This window comes from Leifsonia sp. NPDC080035 (assembly GCF_040050925.1).
Classification (GTDB): domain Bacteria; phylum Actinomycetota; class Actinomycetes; order Actinomycetales; family Microbacteriaceae; genus Leifsonia.
In genome coordinates, this window is sequence record NZ_CP157390.1 from 1,622,399 (window position 1) to 1,644,046 (window position 21,648).

Annotated in this window: 22 protein-coding genes; 13 read left to right on the forward strand and 9 right to left on the reverse strand. The window is 70.7% G+C overall.

The window, feature by feature from the left end; all coding sequences use genetic code 11:
* The first annotated feature begins 46 nt into the window (after window positions 1–46).
* Window positions 47–433 carry a hypothetical protein gene (locus AAME72_RS08010; protein ID WP_348789713.1) on the forward strand — a complete coding sequence of 129 codons (387 nt, stop codon included), beginning with the start codon at window positions 47–49 and terminating at the stop codon, window positions 431–433.
* A gap of 10 nt (window positions 434–443) precedes the next feature.
* Here AAME72_RS08010 and AAME72_RS08015 read toward each other — a convergent pair whose 3' ends face one another.
* The gene (locus tag AAME72_RS08015) at window positions 444–833 is read right to left on the reverse strand and encodes a DUF1304 domain-containing protein (RefSeq protein WP_348789714.1); all 390 of its coding nucleotides are present in this window, start codon (window positions 831–833) and stop codon (window positions 444–446) included.
* 24 nt (window positions 834–857) lie between these two features.
* On the opposite strand from AAME72_RS08015, the gene AAME72_RS08020 reads away from it, so the two are divergent.
* A complete protein-coding gene (locus tag AAME72_RS08020; protein ID WP_348789715.1) occupies window positions 858–2,078 on the forward strand; it encodes an FAD-dependent oxidoreductase in 1,221 nt (406 codons plus the stop codon).
* Between the two features lie 37 nt (window positions 2,079–2,115).
* Here the strand turns inward: AAME72_RS08020 and AAME72_RS08025 are convergent, their stop codons facing one another.
* Genes AAME72_RS08025 through AAME72_RS08035 form a run of 3 tightly spaced genes read right to left on the reverse strand, consistent with a single transcriptional unit; the run spans window position 2,116 to window position 4,402 of the window.
* Complete coding sequence (locus AAME72_RS08025; protein WP_348789716.1) at window positions 2,116–2,496, reverse strand: DUF1304 domain-containing protein; 381 nt, start codon at window positions 2,494–2,496, stop codon at window positions 2,116–2,118.
* A gap of 48 nt (window positions 2,497–2,544) precedes the next feature.
* Window positions 2,545–3,585, reverse strand: a complete 1,041-nt coding sequence (locus tag AAME72_RS08030; RefSeq protein WP_348789717.1) for an MDR family oxidoreductase — start codon at window positions 3,583–3,585, stop codon at window positions 2,545–2,547.
* A gap of 40 nt (window positions 3,586–3,625) precedes the next feature.
* Window positions 3,626–4,402, reverse strand: coding sequence for an isocitrate lyase/phosphoenolpyruvate mutase family protein (locus AAME72_RS08035; protein WP_348789718.1), 777 nt, complete (start codon window positions 4,400–4,402; stop codon window positions 3,626–3,628).
* A gap of 45 nt (window positions 4,403–4,447) precedes the next feature.
* Here AAME72_RS08035 and AAME72_RS08040 point away from each other — a divergent pair, with 45 nt between their 5' ends.
* The gene (locus tag AAME72_RS08040) at window positions 4,448–5,938 is read left to right on the forward strand and encodes an LssY C-terminal domain-containing protein (RefSeq protein ID WP_348789719.1); all 1,491 of its coding nucleotides are present in this window, start codon (window positions 4,448–4,450) and stop codon (window positions 5,936–5,938) included.
* Between the two features lies 1 nt (window position 5,939).
* Here AAME72_RS08040 and AAME72_RS08045 read toward each other — a convergent pair whose 3' ends face one another.
* Window positions 5,940–7,526, reverse strand: coding sequence for a Na+/H+ antiporter (locus tag AAME72_RS08045; protein WP_348789720.1), 1,587 nt, complete (start codon window positions 7,524–7,526; stop codon window positions 5,940–5,942).
* A 101-nt stretch (window positions 7,527–7,627) separates the two neighbouring features.
* A complete protein-coding gene (locus AAME72_RS08050; protein WP_348789721.1) occupies window positions 7,628–8,509 on the reverse strand; it encodes a rhodanese-related sulfurtransferase in 882 nt (293 codons plus the stop codon).
* Between the two features lie 84 nt (window positions 8,510–8,593).
* Here AAME72_RS08050 and AAME72_RS08055 point away from each other — a divergent pair, with 84 nt between their 5' ends.
* Both AAME72_RS08055 and AAME72_RS08060 read left to right on the forward strand, forming a co-directional pair.
* Window positions 8,594–9,409: a polyprenol monophosphomannose synthase gene (locus tag AAME72_RS08055; protein ID WP_348789722.1), complete on the forward strand. Its 816-nt coding sequence runs from the start codon at window positions 8,594–8,596 to the stop codon at window positions 9,407–9,409.
* 10 nt (window positions 9,410–9,419) lie between these two features.
* Window positions 9,420–9,950 (forward strand): YbhB/YbcL family Raf kinase inhibitor-like protein, encoded by a 531-nt coding sequence (locus AAME72_RS08060; protein ID WP_348789723.1) that lies wholly within the window; start codon window positions 9,420–9,422, stop codon window positions 9,948–9,950.
* A gap of 52 nt (window positions 9,951–10,002) precedes the next feature.
* Here the strand turns inward: AAME72_RS08060 and AAME72_RS08065 are convergent, their stop codons facing one another.
* On the reverse strand, window positions 10,003–10,641 hold the full coding sequence (locus AAME72_RS08065; protein ID WP_348789724.1) for a LysE family translocator: 639 nt from the start codon (window positions 10,639–10,641) through the stop codon (window positions 10,003–10,005).
* A gap of 31 nt (window positions 10,642–10,672) precedes the next feature.
* Here AAME72_RS08065 and AAME72_RS08070 point away from each other — a divergent pair, with 31 nt between their 5' ends.
* The 3 genes from AAME72_RS08070 to AAME72_RS08080 are packed head-to-tail and all read left to right on the forward strand — an operon-like array spanning window position 10,673 to window position 14,306.
* Window positions 10,673–12,238: an MmgE/PrpD family protein gene (locus AAME72_RS08070; protein ID WP_348789725.1), complete on the forward strand. Its 1,566-nt coding sequence runs from the start codon at window positions 10,673–10,675 to the stop codon at window positions 12,236–12,238.
* Window positions 12,238–13,137: a methylisocitrate lyase gene (gene prpB, locus AAME72_RS08075; RefSeq protein ID WP_348789726.1), complete on the forward strand. Its 900-nt coding sequence runs from the start codon at window positions 12,238–12,240 to the stop codon at window positions 13,135–13,137. Before AAME72_RS08070 ends, prpB begins: the two co-directional genes overlap by 1 nt.
* A 44-nt stretch (window positions 13,138–13,181) precedes the next feature.
* Complete coding sequence (locus tag AAME72_RS08080; RefSeq protein ID WP_348789727.1) at window positions 13,182–14,306, forward strand: bifunctional 2-methylcitrate synthase/citrate synthase; 1,125 nt, start codon at window positions 13,182–13,184, stop codon at window positions 14,304–14,306.
* A gap of 162 nt (window positions 14,307–14,468) precedes the next feature.
* Here AAME72_RS08080 and AAME72_RS08085 read toward each other — a convergent pair whose 3' ends face one another.
* A complete protein-coding gene (locus AAME72_RS08085; protein WP_348789728.1) occupies window positions 14,469–15,656 on the reverse strand; it encodes an acetyl-CoA C-acetyltransferase in 1,188 nt (395 codons plus the stop codon).
* Window positions 15,657–15,820: 164 nt separating this feature from the next.
* Here AAME72_RS08085 and radC point away from each other — a divergent pair, with 164 nt between their 5' ends.
* Entirely contained in the window at window positions 15,821–16,582 is a 762-nt protein-coding gene (gene radC, locus AAME72_RS08090; RefSeq protein ID WP_348789729.1) for a DNA repair protein RadC, read from the forward strand.
* On the opposite strand, the gene aspS is transcribed toward radC, so the two are convergent.
* A complete protein-coding gene (gene aspS, locus AAME72_RS08095) occupies window positions 16,512–17,834 on the reverse strand; it encodes an aspartate--tRNA(Asn) ligase (protein WP_348789730.1) in 1,323 nt (440 codons plus the stop codon). The genes radC and aspS overlap by 71 nt on opposite strands.
* 89 nt (window positions 17,835–17,923) lie before the next feature.
* On the opposite strand from aspS, the gene AAME72_RS08100 reads away from it, so the two are divergent.
* From AAME72_RS08100 to AAME72_RS08115, 4 genes are read left to right on the forward strand one after another with little or no spacing between them, the layout of a single operon-like run.
* Complete coding sequence (locus tag AAME72_RS08100) at window positions 17,924–18,661, forward strand: histidine phosphatase family protein (RefSeq protein WP_348789731.1); 738 nt, start codon at window positions 17,924–17,926, stop codon at window positions 18,659–18,661.
* Complete coding sequence (locus tag AAME72_RS08105) at window positions 18,658–19,293, forward strand: TlpA disulfide reductase family protein (RefSeq protein ID WP_348789732.1); 636 nt, start codon at window positions 18,658–18,660, stop codon at window positions 19,291–19,293. The genes AAME72_RS08100 and AAME72_RS08105 overlap by 4 nt, the downstream gene beginning before the upstream one ends.
* A 1-nt stretch (window position 19,294) precedes the next feature.
* Complete coding sequence (locus tag AAME72_RS08110; RefSeq protein ID WP_348789733.1) at window positions 19,295–20,032, forward strand: cytochrome c biogenesis protein CcdA; 738 nt, start codon at window positions 19,295–19,297, stop codon at window positions 20,030–20,032.
* Window positions 20,016–21,641: a cytochrome c biogenesis protein ResB gene (locus AAME72_RS08115; protein WP_348789734.1), complete on the forward strand. Its 1,626-nt coding sequence runs from the start codon at window positions 20,016–20,018 to the stop codon at window positions 21,639–21,641. Before AAME72_RS08110 ends, AAME72_RS08115 begins: the two co-directional genes overlap by 17 nt.
* The last annotated feature ends 7 nt before the right edge of the window (window positions 21,642–21,648 follow it).

Here is a 21,648-nt window from a genome sequence, read left to right on the forward strand (position 1 = left end):
AGGTTCCGGACCCCCGCTCGGCGGGCCCGGTTGGCAGGATAGAGCTATGGCCGACCTGTACGTTCATCCCGACCGCCTGGAGATCCACCTGACGCGGGCCGAGAAGGCGTTGGCCCTGCGCAGGGAGGACCTGGTGATCCCCCGCGACAGCATCTCCTCCGTCGCCATCACCGAGGACCCGTGGATCTGGATCCGCGGCATCCGCGCACCGGGGGCGGCCGTGCCGCTGACGCTGTCGGTCGGAACGTGGAAGTTCCACGGCGGCAAGGACTTCCTGCTCATCAAGGGCAAGCAGCGGGCGGCCGTGGTCGTCGACATCGCCGGCGAGGAGTTCTCGCGGGTGATCGTCTCCACGCCGCACGCGGCGAAGCTGGTGGAGGCGCTCCGGGTCGACGCGGACGAGCTGCCCGCCGATGGCGAGGTCATCGAGTAGCGCAGGCGCCTCAGGCGGCCTGCGCGACGGCGAGGAGCACGAGCGCCACGAGCGGGGGAGCGCCCTGCAGGAGCGCCGCAGACCAGTAGCGGCGGCCCGTGGTCAGCAGGACGACGGCGGCGAGCACCATGCAGACCCCGCAGAAGAAGATCAGCCCGAAGCCGACGTGGCGCAGCGTCGTCCAGTACAGCGCCAGGCCGACCACGACGCCGCCGGCCAGGAACAGGTTGTAGAAGCCCTGGTTGTACGCCATCGGCCGCACGGCGTCCGCATCCCGCTGGCTGGCGACGCCGAACCGCCGCCAGACGCCCGGGCTCGACCACAGCATGCTCTCCATCGCGAAGAAGCCGAGGTGCACGACGGCGGCCAGGGCCAGGAGGATGGACGCGACGATCGCCATGGCGGGAGGATACGCTGCGGAGGCATGGATGTGATGCACACCTCGTGCGCGATCTCCGGGGGCGGTCCTGCCGGGATGATGCTCGCGCTGCTGCTGGCCCGCAACGGGATCGACGTGGTCGTGCTCGAGAAGCACGCCGACTTCTTCCGCGACTTTCGCGGCGACACCATCCACCCCTCCACGATCGGCGTGCTGGGCGAGCTCGGGCTGCGGGACGCGTTCCTCGGCCTGCCGCACACCAGCATCCGCACCCTGGACGCGGTGGTCGACGGCACCCGGCTGCACCCGATCGACTTCGGCCGGCTGCGGCCGCCGGACGACTTCCTCGTGCTCGCGCCGCAGTGGGACTTCCTCACGTTCATCGCGGGCGAGGCCCAGCGGTCCGGAGACTTCCACCTGCTGATGGAGACCGAGGCGACGGGCCTGATCTGGGAGGACGGCGTCGTGCGCGGCCTCACCGCCGAGGGGCCGCACGGCCTCGTGCGGATCGAGGCGGACCTCACCATCGCCGCGGACGGCCGCGACTCGATCCTGCGCGCCGCCGCCGGACTGCGGCCCCGCCGCTACGGCGTGCCGATCGACGTGCTCTGGTTCCGGCTGCCGAAGCCGGAGGCGGTGCCGCCGTCGACGCTCGCCTACATCGGACACGGCGCGATGGTCGTCACCATCGACCGCGGCGACTACTTCCAGACCGGGCTCGTCATCCCCAAGGGCGGCATCGATCAGCTGCGCGAGGCGGGGCTGGCGGTGTTCCGTACGACGGTCGCGACAGCGGCGCCGTTCCTGGCCGAGCCCCTGGAGTCGATCACCGACTGGGACCAGGTCAAGCTGCTGAGCGTGCAGATCGACCACCTCGACCGGTGGTACCGCCGTGGCTTCCTTGCCATCGGCGACGCCGCCCACGCGATGTCCCCGGCCTTCGGCGTCGGCGTCAACTACGCCGTGCAGGATGCCGTTGCCACCGCGAACGCCGTCGCCGGGCCGCTGCGCTCCGGCCCGGTCGACCTGCGCGTGCTCGACGGGATCCAGCGCAGGCGGCTGCCGCCCGCGCAGTGGATGCAGCGCATCCAGCTCGCCGCGCACCGCGGGATCACCCGGCCGGGCGGCGCGGCGCTGCTGCCGAACCCGCTGCCACCGCTCGCCGGTGCCGCGCTCGCCGCGGCCACGCCGATCGCGCAGCGCGTGACCGCGCGACTGGTCGGCAGGGGACTGCGTCCCGAGTCGGTCGACCCATCGCTGCGCTGAGCGTGCGGCTCAGGCGACCAGCATCAGGAGAAGAGCATCACGAGAGCAGCATCAGCACGATGCCGATGAGCGGCAGGATGCCCTGGATGATCGCCGGCCGCACATACCCCCGGCCGGTGGTCACGAGCACGACGGCCGCCGCCAGCATGCTGGCCATCGTGAAGAGGATCAGCGCGAGGCCCGGCGCGTGCATCCCGACCCCGTACAGGATGAGGCCGATGATGGCGCCGATCGCCAGGAACAGGTTGTAGAAGCCCTGGTTGTACGCCATCGGCTTCGTCGTGTCCGCCGCCGCCTGGTCGGCGACGCCGAAGCGCTTCCACACCGCGGGCCGCGCCCAGGCGACGCTCTCCATCACGAAGATCCCGATGTGCAGCGCGGCGGCCAGCGTGACCACGACAGTGGCGAGGACGATCATGCGGCCAGCATACGGGTACCGTCACGCCGGCCCGGTCCGGCGCTCCCGCTAACCGCGGACGTCGGCCTGCGCGCGGACGTCGACGACCGTGCGGCCGTGCAGCCGCCCCGCGAGGATGTCCTCGGCGGCCGGGATCACCTCGTCCAGTGTCACGAAACGCGTCATGGCGGCGAGCGCCTCTTCGTCGAGGTCGGTGGCGAGCCGTCGCCATGCGGTCTCGCGGAGCGCGGCGGGCGCCTCCACCGAGTTGATGCCGATCAGGCTGACGCCGCGGAGTATGAACGGGAGCACCGTCGCGGGCAGGTCCGGTCCCTGGGCGAGGCCGCACGCGGTGACCGTTCCGCCGTACCTGGTCTGCGCGAGCACGTTGGCGAGCGTCCTGCTGCCGACCGCGTCCACCGCTCCGGCCCAGCGCTGGCTCTGCAGCGGCCGGCCCTCCTCCTCGAGCTCGGTGCGGTCGATGATGGCCGTTGCTCCGAGATCGGTGAGGTAGCCGCCCTGCTCCTCCGGCCGACCGGTGGATGCCGTAACCGGGTAGCCGAGTTTCGCGAGCACCGCGATCGCCACCGAGCCGACGCCTCCCGCGGCTCCGGTGACGAGCACGCTGCTGCCGGAGGCTGCCACCTCCGCCGGGTCGACGCCGTTGCGCTCCAGCGCGAGGACCGACAGCATCGCCGTGAACCCGGCCGTGCCGATCGCAGCCGCCTGTTCGGACGTGAGAGAGTCCGGGATGCGCACCAGCGCGTCGCCGCGCACGCGGGCGCGCTGGGCCAGCCCGCCGTGATGGCTCTCGCCGATGCCGTCGCCGTTCAGGACGACGCGGTCGCCCTCGCGCCAGCGCGGGTCGGAGGAGGTCGTCACCGTGCCCACCAGGTCGATGCCGGGGATCAGCGGGGAGACCCGCGCGACCCCGGGACGCCCGGCGATCGCGAGTCCGTCCTTGTAGTTGAGGTCGGAGTATTCGACAGCGATGGTCACGTCGCCGTCCATGAGGAAGGTCTCCGGCACCTCCCGCAGCTCGGCGCTGTGGGAGAGGATGCGTCCCCCGTCGGTCTCCTGCTCGATGACGATCGCCCGGAAGTCGCTCATGCCTCACACCCTACGCGGGCGCCCCGCCGTCCGTCCGGGGTCAGTTCAGCACCCGCGTCCCCTCGGGCAGCGCGCCGCCGGCGTAGAGCTCAGTGGCCAGCAGCTGCAGGCTGGTCAGTGCGACGCGCTGCGTCCATGGGCCGTAGGAGACGCGGGCGACGCCGAGTTCCGCGAGTCGCGCGGGGGACAGCGACCCTGGGACGGCGATGACGCTGAGCCTGCGCTCGCCGAGGCCGCCGACGAGACGCTGCACCGTCGCCTCGTCGAGCTTCCCCGGCACGAACACGCACGTGGCGCCCTCGTCGAGGAACGCCCTGCCGCGGCGGATCGCCTCCTCGGTCTTCTGCTCGGCGTCCGGAAGCGTGTCGCGCAGGAACGCGTCGGTCCTGGCGTTGAGCGCGAACGGGACGCCCTCCGCCTCGGCTGCGGCGACGGCCTCGCGCACCGCGCGCACGGCGTCGTCGAACGGCTTCATCTGGTCTTCGAGGTTCGCGCCGACCGCGCCGACGCCGATCGCCCGACGGATGGTGTCGCCCGCGTTCCCGTAGCCGGCCTCCAGGTCGGCGCTCACGGGCAGGTCGGTCGCCTCCACGATCCGGCGCACCATGTCGAGCATCTCGGCGAGCGGGATGTTCTCGCCGTCCTCGTAGCCGAGGCTCGCGGCGATGGAGTGGCTCGCGGTGGCGAGAGCGCGCGTCTCGGGCAGGGCGGCGACGGCCCTGGCCGAGATCGCATCCCAGACGTTCACCACCTGGAGCAGTTCCGGGGCGACGTGCAGACGGCGGAGTTCGGCGCCGCGTTCGCTGATCGTGGTCATGGGCTCACACTACGGCCGCGCGCGGCACGGCTCTAGGATGACCCCATGGCCGGGACCAGGGAGTCCGCGCAGCCGCCGGGGCCCGCCGGCGGCGAGCATCCGGTCGCGCCCGCGCCTCCGCCCAAGACGTGGTCGCCGACCGCGCGCCGGGTCTCGGTCAACGCCGTGTTGGACTACGTCTTCTTCGTCTTCGGCGGAGTGGCGGCCATCTGGCTGGCGTGGATCGTCCTCACCGAGAGTTTCGCCTGGGGCTGGTTCCTGCTCCTGTTCTTCGTGCTGTTCTGGCTCGTGCTCGCCTACCTCGTGCTGCCCCGCCTGCACCGCATCCTCACTCAGATCTACGTGCCGGACTACTTCATCGGCCGTGCCCGCACGAGCGACGGCCTGCTCGGCGACCCGATCAACCTCGCCCTGCTCGGCTCGGAGGCGCAGCTCGACGAGGCCATGCGCGCGGCGGGCTGGACGCGCGCCGACGACGTGACGCTCGCCTCCAGCCGACGGATCGTCACCTCCACCCTGCTGCGCCGCAGCTACGACGAGGCGCCGGTGAGCCCGCTGTTCCTGTTCGGGCACCAGCAGGACGTGGCGTATCAGCAGGAGGTGCTGGGCAATCCCGCCAAGCGGCACCACGTGCGGTTCTGGCGCTGCCCGGAGGGCTGGCTGCTCCCCGGCGGCCACCGCGTGGAATGGCTGGCGGCGGGGACGTTCGACCGCTCGGTCGGCTTCTCCCTGTTCACGCTGCAGATCACGCACAAGATCGACGCGAACACCGACATCGAGCGCGACCACATCGTGTCCACCCTGATGCACGCCGGCGTCGGCGCGGAGGTGGCGGTGCTGAAGGACTTCTCCAGCGGATACCACTCCCGCAACGGAGGCGGCGACAACATCGAGACGGACGGCGATCTGCCCGTTGTCGACCTGACCCAGGTGAGCGTGGAGCCCCGGGCCGTCGCGGTCGCCGCGGATGCCGACGCCCGCCGCGTCGCTCGGGCCGAGCGCCGCCCGGTGCCGACGGTCCTCGGAGCCCTGCTCATGCTGCTGCGCATCGCCTCCGGCACCCTGACGGTGGTCCTCACCGTTCTCAGCTGGCCGCACGTGATCCAGGCGGAGTTCGCCGCCGCCGGGACCACGCTCACGCCGGACGAGCGGCACGCGGCCGACCTGGTGTTCGGGATCGTGATGGGCGCGTTCGCCGCAGGTCTCGTCTTCTATTTCCTGCTGGCGCTGCTCGTGTTCACCGGCAGCAACTGGGCGAGGATCGCGTCCATGTCGTTCAGCGCGCTGCTGATCGTGCTCGCGGCGATCGACTTCTTCAACGGAGGACCGCAGATCACCCTGCGCAGCAACATCCTGGGACTACCGCTCGACATCCTCGTCGTGCTCGCGCTCTCCTCGCAGGCCTCCCGCCAGTGGGCGAGGCGCCCACGGACGCACGGCAGGGGCGTTCGGTCCCGCGCGCTCGCCGCCGCAGCAGCGGAGGAGCAGTCGCTCGAGGCCGCCCGCAGACCGGCGGACCGCACGACGCTGCGCTGAGTCACATCAGGTTCTTCTTGCCTCCCGGGCCCGAGGACTTGAGCGCCGCCTCCTCCGCGTCCAGGAATGCCAGCACGGACCGCACGGCGGGCTCCTGGTAGCGCCCCTCCGCCCGCGCCTCCAGAACCGCCTGCCGCTCCGCCACGATCATCGAGCGGCGGAGGCGGCGGTATTCGAGAGGCGCGTCCTCGGTGTCCTCCGGCGTCGGGTTCTCCAGCGCGTCGGAGAGGAACACCGCATTGATCCGCAGGCGCTCGATCACGCGATCGTCCTCGTCGCCGGTCACCTGCGCCTCCAGGTGCTCGAGCCCCGCCGACTGCGCCTCCGCGAGCAGACGCTGCATCTCGCTCGCCTCTTGGGCGAAGTCTGGGGCGGGCAGCCGGAGCCGGCGGATGATCCACGGCAGCGCGAGCCCCTCGAGCAGGGTGGCGACCACCACGATGAACGCGAGCAGCTGCAGGAACTCCTTGTGCGGTGTCCCATCCGGCAGCAGGAAGGCGGCGGCCAGGGTGACGACGCCGCGGATGCCGGCGAACGAGACCGCGATGCCGGTGGGCCAGCTCCAGCCGCGTTCCCGCAGCCGCTGCGGCCCGTAGCGGTACAGGGCCGTCGTGCCCACCATCCAGAGGAAGCGCGCGAGGAACAGTGCCACCAGCACGACGACGCTGATCAGCACCGTCTGCCCGACGGTGATGCCGGACCGGAACGCCGCGCCGAGGATGCTGGAGAGCTCCAGCCCGATGAAGAGGAAGACCGCGTTCTCGAGCAGGAACTGCACCGTGCGCCAGTTGATCGTCTCGGCGATGCGCGCCTCCGCCGTCTGGATCGTCGGCGAGCGGTAACCCAGGTACAGCCCGGCGACGACGACCGAGAGGATGCCGGAGCCGTGCAGGAACTGCGAGGGGATGAACGCGATGTACGGCGTGACGAGCCCGAGCGAGGTGTCGAGGACCGGCGCGCGCAGCTGCTTCCTGATCAGCGCGAGCACCCAGCCCACCAGCAGCCCGACCCCGACGCCGACCACGACGGCCAGCACGAAGTCGCCCGCGATCGTCCACGGGTTGATCACGCTGACGATCGCCGCGATGCTCGCGTTCAGGGCGACGAGGGCGGTGGCGTCGTTGAGCAGGCTCTCGCCCTCGAGCACGGTGACCAGTCGTCTGGGCAGATGGCCGCGGCCCGCGATGGCGGTGACGGCCACCGTGTCCGTCGGCGCGACGACCGCCCCGAACGCGAAGGCCGCCGCGAGCGTGATCGCCGGCACCACCAGCCAGGTCGCGAATCCGACCACGATGACCGTGAAGGCGACCAGCCCGACCGAGAGCAGCAGGATGCCGTCGCGCCTCGCCCGCACGTCCACGATCGAGGTCTGCACCGCGGCCGCGAACAGCAACGGCGGGAGCAGCCCGTAGAGCACGACCTCGGGTTCCAGCGTGACCTGCGGCACGCCGGGGATGAAGGACGCGATCGCGCCCACCACGACGAGCACAACGGGGGCCGACCAGCCGACACGGCGCGAGAGCCCCGTGACGGCGACCGTGACGACGACGAACGACACGATCCAGACGATTGTTGTGACCGGATCCATGCTGTTCATGATGGCGGCAACGCCGAATCCTCAGCAATCTTTCCCGGATGTCGGTGGATGGCGTCCGCGGTCAGCGCAACGGTGAGGGAGAGCGGGGGGAGTCAGTGCGCGGCGCAGGCGACGACGTCGCACGCTTCGCACACCACCAACTGCTCGCGGCAGGACGGGTCGACGCAGTTGCGCATCCTGCTGGTCGCTCCGCCGCATCCCGCGCACCGCCCGACGACCGCCGCGTGATCGGAGAACGTCACCGATCCGCGCCCGTCGAACACGTAGAGGGAACCCTCCCAGAGCCCGTCATCACCGAACGCCTCTCCGTAACGCACCACCCCGCCGTCGAGCTGGTACACCTCGCCGAAGCCCCGCGACCGCATCAGCCCGGAGAGCACCTCGCACCGGATGCCGCCGGTGCAGTAGGTGACGACCGGCTTGTCCTTGAGGTGGTCGTACCTCCCGCTGTCGAGCTCGGCGACGAACTCGCGGGTGGTCGCCACGTCCGGCACCACCGCATCCCGGAACCGGCCGATCTCGGCCTCGAAGCGGTTGCGGCCGTCGAAGAACACGACGTCCTCGCGCGTCGCCACGAGCTCGTGCAGCGCGGCGGGGTCGAGGCGCTCGCCGCCGCCGATCACGCCGTCCGCACCGACGCGGAGCTCCGCCGGCGCTCCGAAGGACACGATCTCCTCGCGCACCCGGACGGAGAGCCGCGGGAAGTCGAGGCTGCGGCCGTCCTCGTCCAGCCCGCTGCCCTCGCTCCACTTCACGTCGAGGCCGCGGAACGCGGGATACTCCTTCGTCGTGCGGAGGTAACGTTTGAGGGCGCCGAGTTCGCCGCCGAGGGTCCCGTTGAGGCCGTCGCCGGAGATCAGGATGCGCCCGCGCAGCCCGAGCGACTCGCACAGCTCCCGCTGCCACAGCCGGATCGCCTCCGGGTCGGGCAGCGGGGCGAACACGTAATAGAGCAGGACTTTCGGGACGGGCACCCACGGAATGGTAGCAAGGCTGATACTTCGGATACTGACAGGTTCGTTAGCCTGCTGTTCAGCCTGGGGGAGGATGGTGAGACCATGCGAACGCTCGTGATCATCCCGACCTACAACGAACGGGAGAACGTCGGCCCGATCGTCGGGCGGGTGCGGGCGTCCGCCCCCGAGGTCGATGTCCTCATCGTCGACGATTCGTCGCCGGACGGGACGGGCGAGATCGCGGACGCGCTCGCCGCGACCGACGCCAGCGTCCACGTCCTCCATCGCGCGGGCAAGGACGGCCTGGGCGCCGCGTACAAGGCGGGGATGCGGTTCGCGCTCGACGCCGGCTACGACGCCATCGTGGAGATGGACGCCGACGGCTCGCACAAGCCCGAGCAGCTCCACGACCTGCTCGCCGCACTGCGCCGCCCCGATGTGGAGGCCGGGCGGCCGGACGGGCCCTCCGCGTCACAGCAGGAGGGCGCCGACCTCGTGCTCGGCTCGCGCTGGGTCGCCGGCGGCGGCGTCGTCAACTGGCCCGCCCACCGCCGCCTGCTCTCCCGCGGCGGCAGCGCCTACTCGCGCATGGCGCTCGGCGTCCCTGTGCGGGACGTCACCGGAGGGTACCGCGTGTTCACCGCCGACGCGCTCCGCCGCATCCACCTGGACGACGTCGAGAGCCAGGGCTACTGCTTCCAGATCGACATGCTGCGCCGCGCCTACGACGCGGGGCTCCGCGTCCGGGAGGTGCCGATCACGTTCGTTGAACGCGAGCGCGGGGCGTCGAAGATGACGGGCGGCATTGTGGCCGAGGCGATGCTGCGGGTCACCGTCTGGGGCATCACGGGTCTGCCGCGCCGGTTCCGCCGCCGCGGCACGACGACCGAGGTGACCGGCGCCGCGCAGCGGGCGTAACGTGGCGGCCATGCCGAACGATCCCCTGGAGCGCTTCCGCGCCGTCCCTCATTTCACCCTCACCAGCGACGACATCGCCGACGACCGTCCGCTCGCCAAGGCCCAGTGGGGCGCGGGCGGAGGCGGAGGGGACATCTCGCCGCAGCTGGAGTGGAGCGGATTCCCGGCCGAGACGAAGAGCTTCGCCGTCACCATCCACGACCCGGACGCCCCGACCGGCTCCGGCTTCTGGCACTGGGCCGTCTACAACATCCCCGCCGACGTCACCTCGCTCCCGGAGAACGCCGGTGCGGAGGGCGGCACTGGTCTGCCGCAGGGCGCCGCGATGCTCTCCAACGAGCTGGGCTCCAAGAGCTTCACGGGAGCCGGACCGCCTCCCGGCACCGGCACGCACCACTACTACGTGATCGTGCACGCCCTCGACGTCGACCACCTCGACCTCGACCCGGAGTCGACCCCGGCGATCCTCGGCTTCAACGCGAACTTCCACGTGCTGGCCAGGGCGCTGCTCGTGCCGGTCGCCACCGCGGGCGACATCTGAGGCCCGGCCGACCCGGCCGCGCCCGCCTCCACGGCGGCACCGGCCGCTCCGATCAGTGCTTCGCGCCCGTGAGCGCGAGCACCCCGCCCAGGCCGATCATCATCACGCCACCGGTCGCCCCCAGGCGCTCCACGCGCTTGGGGGACCGGCCGAACCAGTGCCGTGCCGTGCCCGCCGCGACCGCCCAGACGCTGTCGAAGAACAGCGCGAGCACGAGGAAGACGAGCCCGAGCTCGAACAGCTGCAGCGGGATGCCACCCGCCCGGTAGTCGACGAACTGCGGCAGCACCGCCACGAAGAACACCAGCGACTTCGGGTTGGTCAGCCCCACCAGGAACCCCTCCCCGAGGATGCGCCAGCGCGACCTGCTCGGCGGCGCCGCCTCGTGCGTCACGGCCGTGTGCCGCCGGTGGCGGATGGCCTGGATGCCGAGGTAGATCAGGTACGCGGCTCCGGCGAACTTGATGATCGTGAACAGCACGAGCGACTGCGCGACCACCGCGCCGATCCCGAGCGACACGGCCACGATCAGCGGGAGCATCCCGATCGCGTTCCCGAGCACGCTCAGCAGACCGCCGAGCCGGCCGAGCGCCAGCGAACGGCCGATCACGAACAGCACGCTGGGGCCGGGGATGACGATGAGCGCCACCGCGGCGAGCGCGAACGCGAGGAGCGAGGGACCCGGGACCATAGCGAGAGCGTAGGGGAGGTAGGTTCGATACGTGAAGCTCCACAACGTTCGTGTGCACAGGAGCGAGGAGAACCTCGCCGTCGAAGACCAGCTCGCGTGGAAGATCGCCGAGGTCGCCGCAGACCCTGTCGAGGTGGATGCGGAGGTCGCCGACATGGTGATCAACCGCGTCATCGACAACGCGGCCGTTGCCGCCGCGTCGCTCACCCGCCGGCCCGTCGTGTCGGCCCGGTCGCAGGCGCTCGCGCATCCGCTGCCGACGGCGCAGCTGGAGGAGATCGTCGGCGAGCGTCCCCAGGACGGCGCCACCGTGTTCGGCGAGACGCCGGCCGTCCGCGTCAGCCCGGAGTGGGCGGCGTGGGCGAACGGTGTCGCGGTCCGCGAGCTCGACTACCACGACACGTTCCTCGCGGCCGAGTACTCGCATCCCGGCGACAACATCCCGCCGATCACCGCCGTGGCGCAGCACGCCGGCCGCGCGTTCGGGCTCACCGGACGCGACCTGGTGCGCGGGATCGCGACCGGGTACGAGATCCAGATCGACCTGGCCCGCGCGATCAGCCTGCACGCGCACAAGATCGACCACGTCGCGCATCTGGGCCCGAGCGCCGCGGCCGGCATCGGCACGCTCCTCGGCCTCGACCCGCGGGTGATCTTCCAGGCCGTCGGCCAGGCGCTGCACACGACCACCGCCACCCGCCAGTCCCGCAAGGGCGCGATCTCCAGCTGGAAGGCCCACGCGCCCGCGTTCGCCGGGAAGATGGCGGTCGAGGCGATCGACAGGGCGATGCGCGGCGAGACCAGCCCGACCCCGATCTACGAGGGCGAGGACGGCGTGATCGCGTGGCTGCTGGACGGCCCGGATGCGCGCTACGAGGTCCCGCTGCCCGGCCCGGGGGAGGCGAAGCGCGCCATCCTCGACTCGTACACCAAGGAGCATTCCGCGGAGTACCAGGCGCAGGCGTGGATCGACCTCGCCCGCAAGCTGCACCGCGAACACCCGGAGGTGGCAGACCCGGAGCGGGTAGAGAGCATCCTCATCCACACCTCGCACCACACCCACTACGTCATCGGCTCCGGCGCGAACGACCCGCAGAAGTACGATCCGACGGCCTCGCGGGAGACGCTGGACCACAGCATCCCGTACATCTTCACGGTCGCCCTGCAGGACGGCGGCTGGCACCACGTCGAGTCGTACCTCCCGACACGCGCCGCGCGTCCCGACACGGTCGCGCTCTGGGGCAAGGTGACCACGGCGGAGGACCCGGAGTGGACCCGCCGCTACCACTCCACCGATCCCGACGAGAAGGCGTTCGGCGGCCGCGTCGAGATCCGGATGGCGGACGGCAGGGTCATCTCCGAGGAGATCGCGGTCGCCGACGCGCATCCGCTGGGCGCCCGCCCGTTCGCCCGCGCCGACTACGTCGCCAAGTTCCGCTCGCTCGCTGCCGACGTGCTCGAGGAGGCCGAGATCGAGCGCTTCCTCGGCGTCGCCGAGCGTCTCCCCGAGCTCAGCGCCGCCGAGCTCGGCGGCCTCACCATCACCGCGCGGCCCGGCCTGCTCGCCGGCGTCCCGGCACCGAAGGGACTCTTCTGATGCTGTACTCGTCCGTTCCCGCGCACGAGAAGCGCGCGGCCTTCCGTGCCCGGCTGGCCTCCGGCGAGCTGGTGCGGATGCCCGGCGCCTTCAACCCGCTCAGCGCGCGCCTCATCGAGCGCAAGGGCTTCGAGGGCGTCTACATCTCCGGAGCCGTCCTCTCCGCCGACCTCGGTCTCCCGGACATCGGACTCACCACGCTCAGCGAGGTCGCTGGCCGCTCCGCCCAGATCGCGCGGATGACGGACCTGCCCGCCCTGGTGGACGCCGACACCGGTTTCGGCGAGCCGATGAACGTCGCCCGTACGGTTCAGACCCTCGAGGACGCCGGCGTCGCCGGCCTGCACATCGAGGACCAGGTCAACCCGAAGCGCTGCGGCCACCTCGACGGCAAGCAGGTGGTGGACGAGGACACCGCGCTCAAGCGCATCCGCGCCGCCGCCGACGCCCGCCGCGACAAGAACCTGCTGATCATGGCCCGCACCGACATCCGCGCGGTGGACGGGCTGGATGCGGCGATCGATCGCGCACGCGCGCTCGTGGACGCCGGCGCCGACGCGATCTTCCCCGAAGCAATGGCCGACCTCTCCGAGTTCGCGGCGATCCGGGCGGCCGTCGACGTGCCGATCCTCGCCAACATGACAGAGTTCGGAAAGAGCGACCTCTTCACCGTCGACCAGCTGCGCGACGTCGGCGTGAACATCGTCATCTGGCCCGTCTCCCTGCTGCGCCTCGCGATGGGAGCGGCCGAGCGCGGCCTCGACCAGCTCGTCGCCGAGGGCACGCTGAAGCCGAAGCTGGGCGAGATGCAGCATCGCGCCGACCTGTACGACCTGATTGACTACGAGGGCTACAACGCGTTCGATACCTCCGTCTACAACTTCGAGGTGCGCCGCTAGCGCGTAACGGCACCACCCCAGCCAGCAGCGAAGGAGCAGCAAGCATGACCGACCCCGAGATCCACAAGGGCCTCGCCGGCGTCGTGGTCGACACCACGACGATCTCGTCCGTCAACCCGCAGACCAACTCGCTGCTGTACCGCGGCTACCCGGTCCAGGAGCTCGCCGCGTCGTGCTCGTTCGAGGAGGTCGCCTGGCTGCTCTGGCACGGGGACCTGCCGAACGCCGAACAGCTCGCCGGGTTCGAGAAGCTGGAGCGCGGCTTGCGCGGCCTCGACGACCGCACCCGTCGCGCGCTCGACGACATCCCCGCCTCCGCCCACCCGATGGATGCGCTGCGCACGGCGGTCAGCCAGCTCGGCGGCCTCGACCCGACGCTCGAGCAGGAGAACGGCATCCTCGACCCGGAGCTCAACCAGGGCCGCGCCGTCTACCTGTTCGCCCAGCTGCCGACGATCGTCGCCTACATCCAGCGCCGCCGCCGCGGCCTGGAGCCCGTGGAGCCGCGCGACGACCTCGACTACTCACGCAACTTCCTCTGGCTGACGTTCGGCGAGGTGCCGGACGACGTCGTGGTCGACGCGTTCCGGGTGTCGCTCATCCTCTACGCGGAGCACTCGTTCAACGCGTCCACCTTCACGGCGCGTGTCATCGCCTCCACCCTGTCGGACGTCTACTCGGCCGTCACCGGTGCGATCGGCGCGCTCAAGGGCCCGCTGCACGGCGGCGCCAACGAGGCGGTCATGCACGCGTTCGACGAGATCGGCAGCGCGGACAAGGCGGAGGAGTGGCTGGATGCGGCGCTCGCCGAGAAGCGCAAGATCATGGGGTTCGGCCACCGCGTCTACAAGAACGGCGACTCCCGGGTCCCCACGATGAAGGCGTCGCTCGAGAAGTTGGCGGAGCACTACGACCGCCAGGACATGCTCGAGCTCTACAACGCCCTCGAGAAGGCGATGGGGGACCGCAAGAACATCAAGCCGAACCTCGACTACCCGTCCGGCCCCGCCTACAACCTGATGGGTTTCGACACCGAGACGTTCACCCCGCTTTTCGCGGCGGCACGGGTGACGGGATGGACCGCCCACGTGTTCGAGCAGTACGCCGCCAACTCCCTCATCCGCCCGCTCTCCCAGTACACGGGCCCGGAGGAGCGCCACCTGGGCTGACGCCAGGCGCGGCCGCCTGGGCTGACGCCGCACGCCCCGATCGCCCCCTACCGCCCCGATTCGTCCCACTGCCGCCGCGATTCGTCACGAATGTGCGCCATTCGTGACGAATCGCGTGCGTTCGCCACGAATCGACGTGGCGCTCCCTGGTCGACGCCCGACTCAGCGCCAGAGCAGCAGCGCATCCCCCTGCCCGCCGCCGCCGCAGAGCGCGACGGCCGCGCGGCCGCTGCCCCGCCGGGCCAGCTCGTGCGCCGCGTGCGCCGCGAGCCGTGCCCCGGAGGCGCCGATGGGGTGCCCGAGCGCGATCGCCCCGCCGTGGATGTTCACCCGCTCCGCGTCGATCCCGAGGTCCTTCATCGACTGCAGCGCGACCGCGGCGAACGCCTCGTTGATCTCGATCAGGTCGAGGTCGTCGACCTCCCAGTCCGTGCGGGCGAGCGCCGCCTCGATGGCGTGGGACGGCTGCGAGTGCAGCGAGTTGTCCGGTCCGGCGACCTGGCCGCTCGCGCCGATCACGGCGAGCCATTCCAGGCCGAGCCGCTCCGCGTTCTCGCGGCTGGTGAGGATCAGCGCGGCGGCGCCGTCGCTGAGCGGGGACGAGTTCCCCGCGGTCAGCGTGCCGCCCTCGGCGAAGCTCGGCCGCAGCTTGGCGAGGACCTCCGCGGTCGAGTCGGGTCGGACGCCCTCGTCGGCCGTGACGACGACGGGGTCGCCCTTCCGCTGTGGGATGCTCACCGGCGCGATCTCGGCGTCGAATACGCCCGCCGCCGCCGCCTCGCCTGCGCGGCGGTGCGACGCCGCCGAGAACGCGTCCTGCGCCTCCCGGCTCAGCCCGAGCTTCCCCGTGTAGCTCTCGGTCGACGCGCCCATCGAGATCCCATCGAATGCGTCGGTGAGACCGTCGTAGGCCGCGGTGTCGAGCACCTCGAGCGATCCGTACGTCCACCCCGTGCGCGAGCCGGGCAGGATGTGCGGCGCGTTCGTCATCGATTCCTGTCCGCCCGCGGCGACGACGGTCGCCTCGCCGGCGCGGATCAGACGGGCCGCGTCGATCACGGCGGCGAGGCCCGAAAGGCACACCTTGTTGATCGTCGTCGCCGGGACGTTCCAGCCGATGCCGGCGCCGATCGCGGTCTGCCGGGCGGGGTTCTGACCCGCGCCCGCCTGCAGCACCTGGCCGAAGATCACGGCGTCCACGTCCTCGGCGCCGACACCGGACTGATCCAGCGCGCGCCGCAGAGCGATGGTGCCCAGTTGCACGGCGCTCAGCGGTGCGAGTGCGCCCTTGATCTTGCCCAGGGGTGTGCGGGCTGCGGACAGGATGACGACGTCGTTCGGACTGGTCATGGGTGGCGACTCCTTCGTTGCCGGTGGGTGTGCTTCCATTCTCACACCGCGCGGGCGGGGCGTCCCCGGCACCGGACTTCTGCACAGCTCGCTTGCGGGCACGGCCTCTCCACAGATCCTCGACGGTCGCCATCGGGGCGCGACGCGGCTCCTAGCGTGAAGCCATGTCCGACGCCGAAGAAGAGGGTGAGCCGCTTGCGAACGTCCCGAACCACGACCGTCCCCGCGAGAGGATGCGACGCCTCGGCGTCGGGTCGCTCACCGACGACGAGGTGCTCGCGCTCGTGCTCGGATCCGGTCAGACCGGCCGGAGCGTCCTCGCGCTCGCGCGCTCCATCCTGCGTCGCACCGGCGGGTTCCCCGGGCTCGCGACGATGGACTTCGCCCGGCTCGAGACCCTCCCCGGCGTCGGTCCGGCGACCGCAGGCCGCCTCGTGGCCATCATCGAGATCTGGCGTCGGGCGGGCACCTCGTCCGCCTGGACGCGACTGGTCGACGACAACGCGATCGCCGACATCGTGCGGCCCGAGCTGCTCCACCGGGACAGCGAGCGCTTCGTCGTTGTCATCGCCGACCGTGCCGCTCGCCCGCTCGAGCTCGTGCTGGTGCGTGACGGGGGAGTGGACGAGACGAGCGTGCAGCCGGCGGACGTCCTCCAGGCCGTGCTCACACGCGGCGGCCGCGCGTTCGCGGTCGCGCACAACCATCCGTCCGGAGTCCTGGATGCGTCGGTCGCCGACATCATGCTCACCCGCCGCCTCGACCAGGCCGCGGCCACCATCGGCCTGCGCTTCCTCGGCCACGTGCTCGTGGCGGGCGAGCGCTGGACTGCTCTGCCGTCCTCCGGCGTCGCCGCTACGGGTTCAGGCGGGTCGGTCCGCGGAAGAGGTAGGTCGTCTCGCGCAGGTTCGCCAGGTGCAGCATGAGCATCAGCACACGGGCGAGACCCATCCCGAAACCACCGTGAGGCGGGATGCCGTAGCGGAAGAACTCGAGGTCGATCTCCTCGGGGTCCAGGCCCTTGTCGCGGGCCTGCTCCACCAGGATGTCGACGCGGTGCTCGCGCTGGGCGCCCGTCGAGATCTCGACCCCGTTGTAGATCAGGTCGTAGCTCTTGGTGAGCGTCGGGTCGTCGTCGTGACGCATGTGGTAGTACGGGCGGATCGTGGCGGCGTAGTCCGTCAGGAACACGAACTCGTGTCCGTAGGTCTCCTTCACGTACGCGGAGATCTGGCGCTCGCCCTCCGGGTCCATGTCGTCGTCCGCGCGCGGCACCTCGTAGCCGCGCTCGGCGACGATCCGCTTCGCCTCGGCCAGCGGGATGCGCGGGAACGGCGTGGTCGGCACCGTGACCTCGACGTCGAACAGCGCCTTGATCTCCTCGCCGTGCTTCTCCTTGACCGCGGTGAATCCGGCGACGATGAGGTCCTCGTGCACCTTCATCACGTCTTCGTGGCTGTCGATCCAGCTCATCTCGGTGTCGATGCTGGTGAATTCGGTGGCGTGCCGGCTCGTGAAGCTGGGGTCGGCGCGGAACGCCGGGCCGATCTCGAACACGCGTCCGAAGCCGGCCGCCTGCGCCATCTGCTTGAAGATCTGCGGGCTCTGCGCGAGGTACGCGGTGGTCTCGAAGTAGGGCAGCTCGAAGAGCTCGGCGCGCGACTCGGAGGCGGAGGCCATCAGCTTGGGCGTGTGGATCTCGATGAAGCCGTTGTCCACCCAGTACTGGCGAAGCGCGTGCTCGAACGTGGTCTGCACCCGGAAGATCAGGTTGTGCTTCGGCTCGCGCAGGTCGAGGAAGCGCCAGTCCATGCGCTTGTCGATGCCGCTGTCCGCCGCGATCGGGGTCTCCGGGATGGCCGCGGTCTCAACGGTCAGCGTGCTCAGCTTGATCTCGATGCCGCCGAGCTTCACGCGCTCGTCGTGCTTGAGCTCGCCGGTGGCGCGCACGAACGTGCCCTGAGAGAGTCCAGAGATCGTGACCGCCGGCTCGTCGGCCACGACGGTGCCGTCCTCGGCGACCGTGCGCGGGTTGACCAACTGCACCGCGCCCGACTCATCGCGGAGCACGACGAACTGCACCTTCTTCTGGTCGCGGACGGTCTCGACCCATCCGGCGACGCTCACGGGGCCGTCGGGAGCGGCGGCCAGGTCCTTGATCAAAACGCGTGCGGTCACGATCGCCAAGCCTACCCTCCGGCCCGTATGCACGCCTGCCGCGCGCACGCTCAGTGAATTCAAGGGAAGCGCCTCCGTAGACTGGAGCGGTGGTAGCGAGCCAGGTCCACCTCGTCCGTCATGGCGAGGTGTTCAATCCCGACGGCATCCTGTATGGCAGGCTGCCGGGCTTCGGCCTCTCCAAACTCGGCCACCGGATGGCGCAGGCGGCGGCCGACGACCTCGTCGCACGCAACCGGCCGATCGCGTCACTACGGGTGTCACCTCTGCAGCGGACCCGCGAATCCGCGGCGCCGATCGCGGTCGCGTTCGGCCTCGACCCCGCGATCGAGGATCGGATCATCGAGCCGACGAACCACTTCGAGGGCACCGTGATGAGCCGCGCGCTCAAGAACCCCCTCAACTGGCCGTTCGTCGTGAACCCGCTCCGCCCGAGCTGGGGGGAGCCGTACGCGCGCATCTCGGCCAGGATGATGGCCGCGATCGACGACGCGTTCGATTCGGTGGAATCCGGCGACGTGGTCCTCGTGAGCCACCAGCTCCCGATCTGGGTCGCCCACCTCACCGTCTTGGGCGAGCGCTTCCCGCACGACCCGCGCAAGCGGCGCTGCGCGCTCTCCAGCATCACGACCTTCGAGCGCACCACGGAGCCGGCGGAGCCGTCGGAGCCGTCGTCGACGGGCCAGACGGTGCCGGGCGCCGGCGCGCCTGCCGCAGAGGCCGCACCAACCGCGCCCGCCGCACCCACCCCACGCATCGTGGAGGTCGGCTACGTCGAGCCCGCGTCCGCGCTGAGCACCTCCGCCACCGACGTGGGAGCCGTATGACCGCCCCGACCCTCCGCAGTTCTCGTGCCGCAACCCGGCGCAGGCTGCGGCTCGCGCTGCCCGCCGCCGTCGCCGCGGCCGCCCTGTTCCTCACGGGCTGCACCGCGAACGACAACCTGGCCCAGCAGTACCGCTCGGGCAGCGGCCAGAACTACATCGCGGGCGACGGAAGCGTCAGCGAGTTCGCCGCGGGCAATCGCGGCGAGCCGGTGAGCTTCTCCGGCACGCTCATCGACGGCGCGAAGGTGTCGAACAAGGATTACGCGGGCAAGGTCCTCGTTGTGAACTTCTGGTACGCGGGCTGCCCGCCGTGCCGCGTCGAGGCGGGCGACCTCGAGGCGCTCTCGAAGAAGTACGCCTCCGAGGGCGTCGGCTTCCTCGGCGTGAACCTCTACGACACGGCCAGCACCGCCGAGAGCTTCGAGAAGGACAAGGGCGTCACCTACCCGTCGGTGCTCGACCGCGACACCGGCTCCGTGCTGCTCGCGTTCAGCAAGACCGTCCCGCCGAAGGCGACTCCGACCACCCTCGTCATCGACAAGGAGGGCCGGGTCTCCGCACGCATCCTCGGCGCCATCCCGGACCGCAGCATCCTGGACACACTGATCTCCGACGCCGTGGCCGAGCACTGACGTGAACATCGGTCAGATCGTCGTCAGCGGGCAGCTGCTCGTTGCGCTGCCGATCGCGCTCGTGGCGGGCCTGGTCTCCTTCGCATCGCCCTGTGTGCTGCCGCTCGTCCCCGGCTACCTCGCCTATGTGGGAGGGACGACGGACCCAGGGGCCAAGCGCGACCGAGGACGCGTGCTCACCGGGGTCGCCCTGTTCGTGCTCGGGTTCGCGCTGGTGTTCATCGCCTACGGTGCTGCGTTCGGCGCGCTGGGGTTCTGGCTCGTGCGCTGGCAGGAGGTGGTCATCCGCGTCATGGGCGTCGTGGTGATCCTGCTCGGCCTCGTCTTCATCGGCCAGTTCTCGTTCCTGCAGCGCACCATCAAACCGAGCTGGCGGCCGGCGACCGGCCTGATCGGCGCGCCGCTGCTCGGCATCGTGTTCGGCCTCGGCTGGACGCCGTGCATCGGCCCGACCCTCGGAGCGATCCTCTCCCTCAGCGTCGGCTCCGGTTCGCCGTGGCGCGGCGCGCTCCTGATGCTCGTCTACTGCATCGGCCTCGGCATCCCGTTCCTCCTCGTCGCGCTCGGGCTCGACTGGGTCGCCGGCTCCGTCGCCTTCCTCAAGCGGCACATCCGGGCCATCAACATCATCGGCGGCGCTCTCCTCGTGGCGATCGGCGTCCTGATGGTCACCGGTCTCTGGACCGCCCTCATGTCCTCCTTCCTGGCGGTGATCAACGGTTTTGTCCCGGCCCTCTGACCACATCGACTCCGCGCCGCCGCGCGAAGATCCCGGAGTCGTCCAGCCGAAACTCGGACCCGCCGGCTGGCTGCGCTGGTGCTGGAGGCAGCTCACGAGCATGCGCACGGCGCTGTTCCTGCTGCTCCTGCTGGCGATCGCGGCCGTCCCCGGCTCGCTCTTCCCGCAGCGCGGCGCGGACCCCAACGGCGTCACCAAGTACTTCAGCGAGAACCCGCAGCTCGCGCCCGTCCTGGACAAGTTCCAGCTCTTCGACGTCTACACGTCGGCCTGGTTCTCCGCGATCTACCTACTGCTGTTCGCCTCGCTCATCGGCTGCATCATCCCGCGCACCAAACACCACTTCCAGGCGATGCGGGCCAAGCCCCCGAAGACGCCGGTGCGGCTCACCCGCATGGCCGGCTTCCAGGCTCGCATCATGCCGGCCGAGCTGCGCGCCGATGCCCCGGACCCGATCGAGACCGCTCGCGACATCCTGCGCCGTTCCCGCTACCGCGTCTCGCTGTATCAGGACGCCCGGAGCGTTTCGGTCTCGGCCGAGCGCGGCTACCTACGGGAGACCGGGAACCTCGTCTTCCACATCGCGCTCCTCGGCGTCCTGCTCGCCGTCGGCCTCGGGGGCGGCTTCGGCTACACCGGCCAGAAGGTCGTGGTGGAGGGCCAGAGCTTCGTGAACAGCGTCCCGTCGTACAACTCGTTCAATCCCGGCCGGTTCTTCACGGACTCATCGCTGGAGCCGTTCTCCGTCCGGGTGGACGACCTCAAGGTCCAGTACGAGACGCAGAACGTGAACGCCAAGGGCACCCCGCTCGACTACACGGCGAACGTCACGACGACGGGCCCTGGCGACTCCTCGTCGAAGGCGGTCATCAAGGTCAACGACCCGTTGGCGATCGGCGGAACGAACGTGTACCTGCTCGGCAACGGCTACGCGCCGACGATCACCGTGCGCGATACGAACGGCAAGGTGGTCTTCGACGACGCGGTGCCGTTCATCGCCGAGGATGCGCAGCTCACCTCGCTCGGCTGGGTGAAGGTGCCGGACGGGCTGAAGGAGCAGGTCGGGATGATCGGCTTCTTCTATCCGACGGTCGGGAAGAGCGGGACCGCGTCGGGTGCGCTGACGTCAACCTTCCCCGGACTGAACGACCCGGTGCTGAGCCTCAACGTCTACGTCGGCGACCTGGGCCTCGACACCGGCGTCCCGCAGTCCGTGTACAGCCTGAACACCGACAAGATGAAGCAGGTGGCCGGCCCCGGCACCTCGACCAAGGCGCTGCAACTGAAGCCGGGGGAGACCGTCGAGCTCCCGAACGGCCTCGGCACCATCCACCTCGGCGACGTCAAGCGCTACGCGACGCTCGACGTGCACCACGATCCCGCGCAGGGCTGGGTGCTCGTCTTCGCCATCCTGATCCTCGGTGGCCTGCTGACCTCCCTGTTCGTCCCGCGGCGCAGGCTGTGGGTGAAGGCCGTCGAGAACCCGGACGGCTCGCTCACGCTGGAGTACGCCGGTCTCGCCCGCGGCGAGGACCCGAACCTCCTCGCCGCCGTGACCGCCGTCGCCGACGAGCACGCCGCCCTCCTCACCCGACCCCCGAAGAACTAGGCTTGAA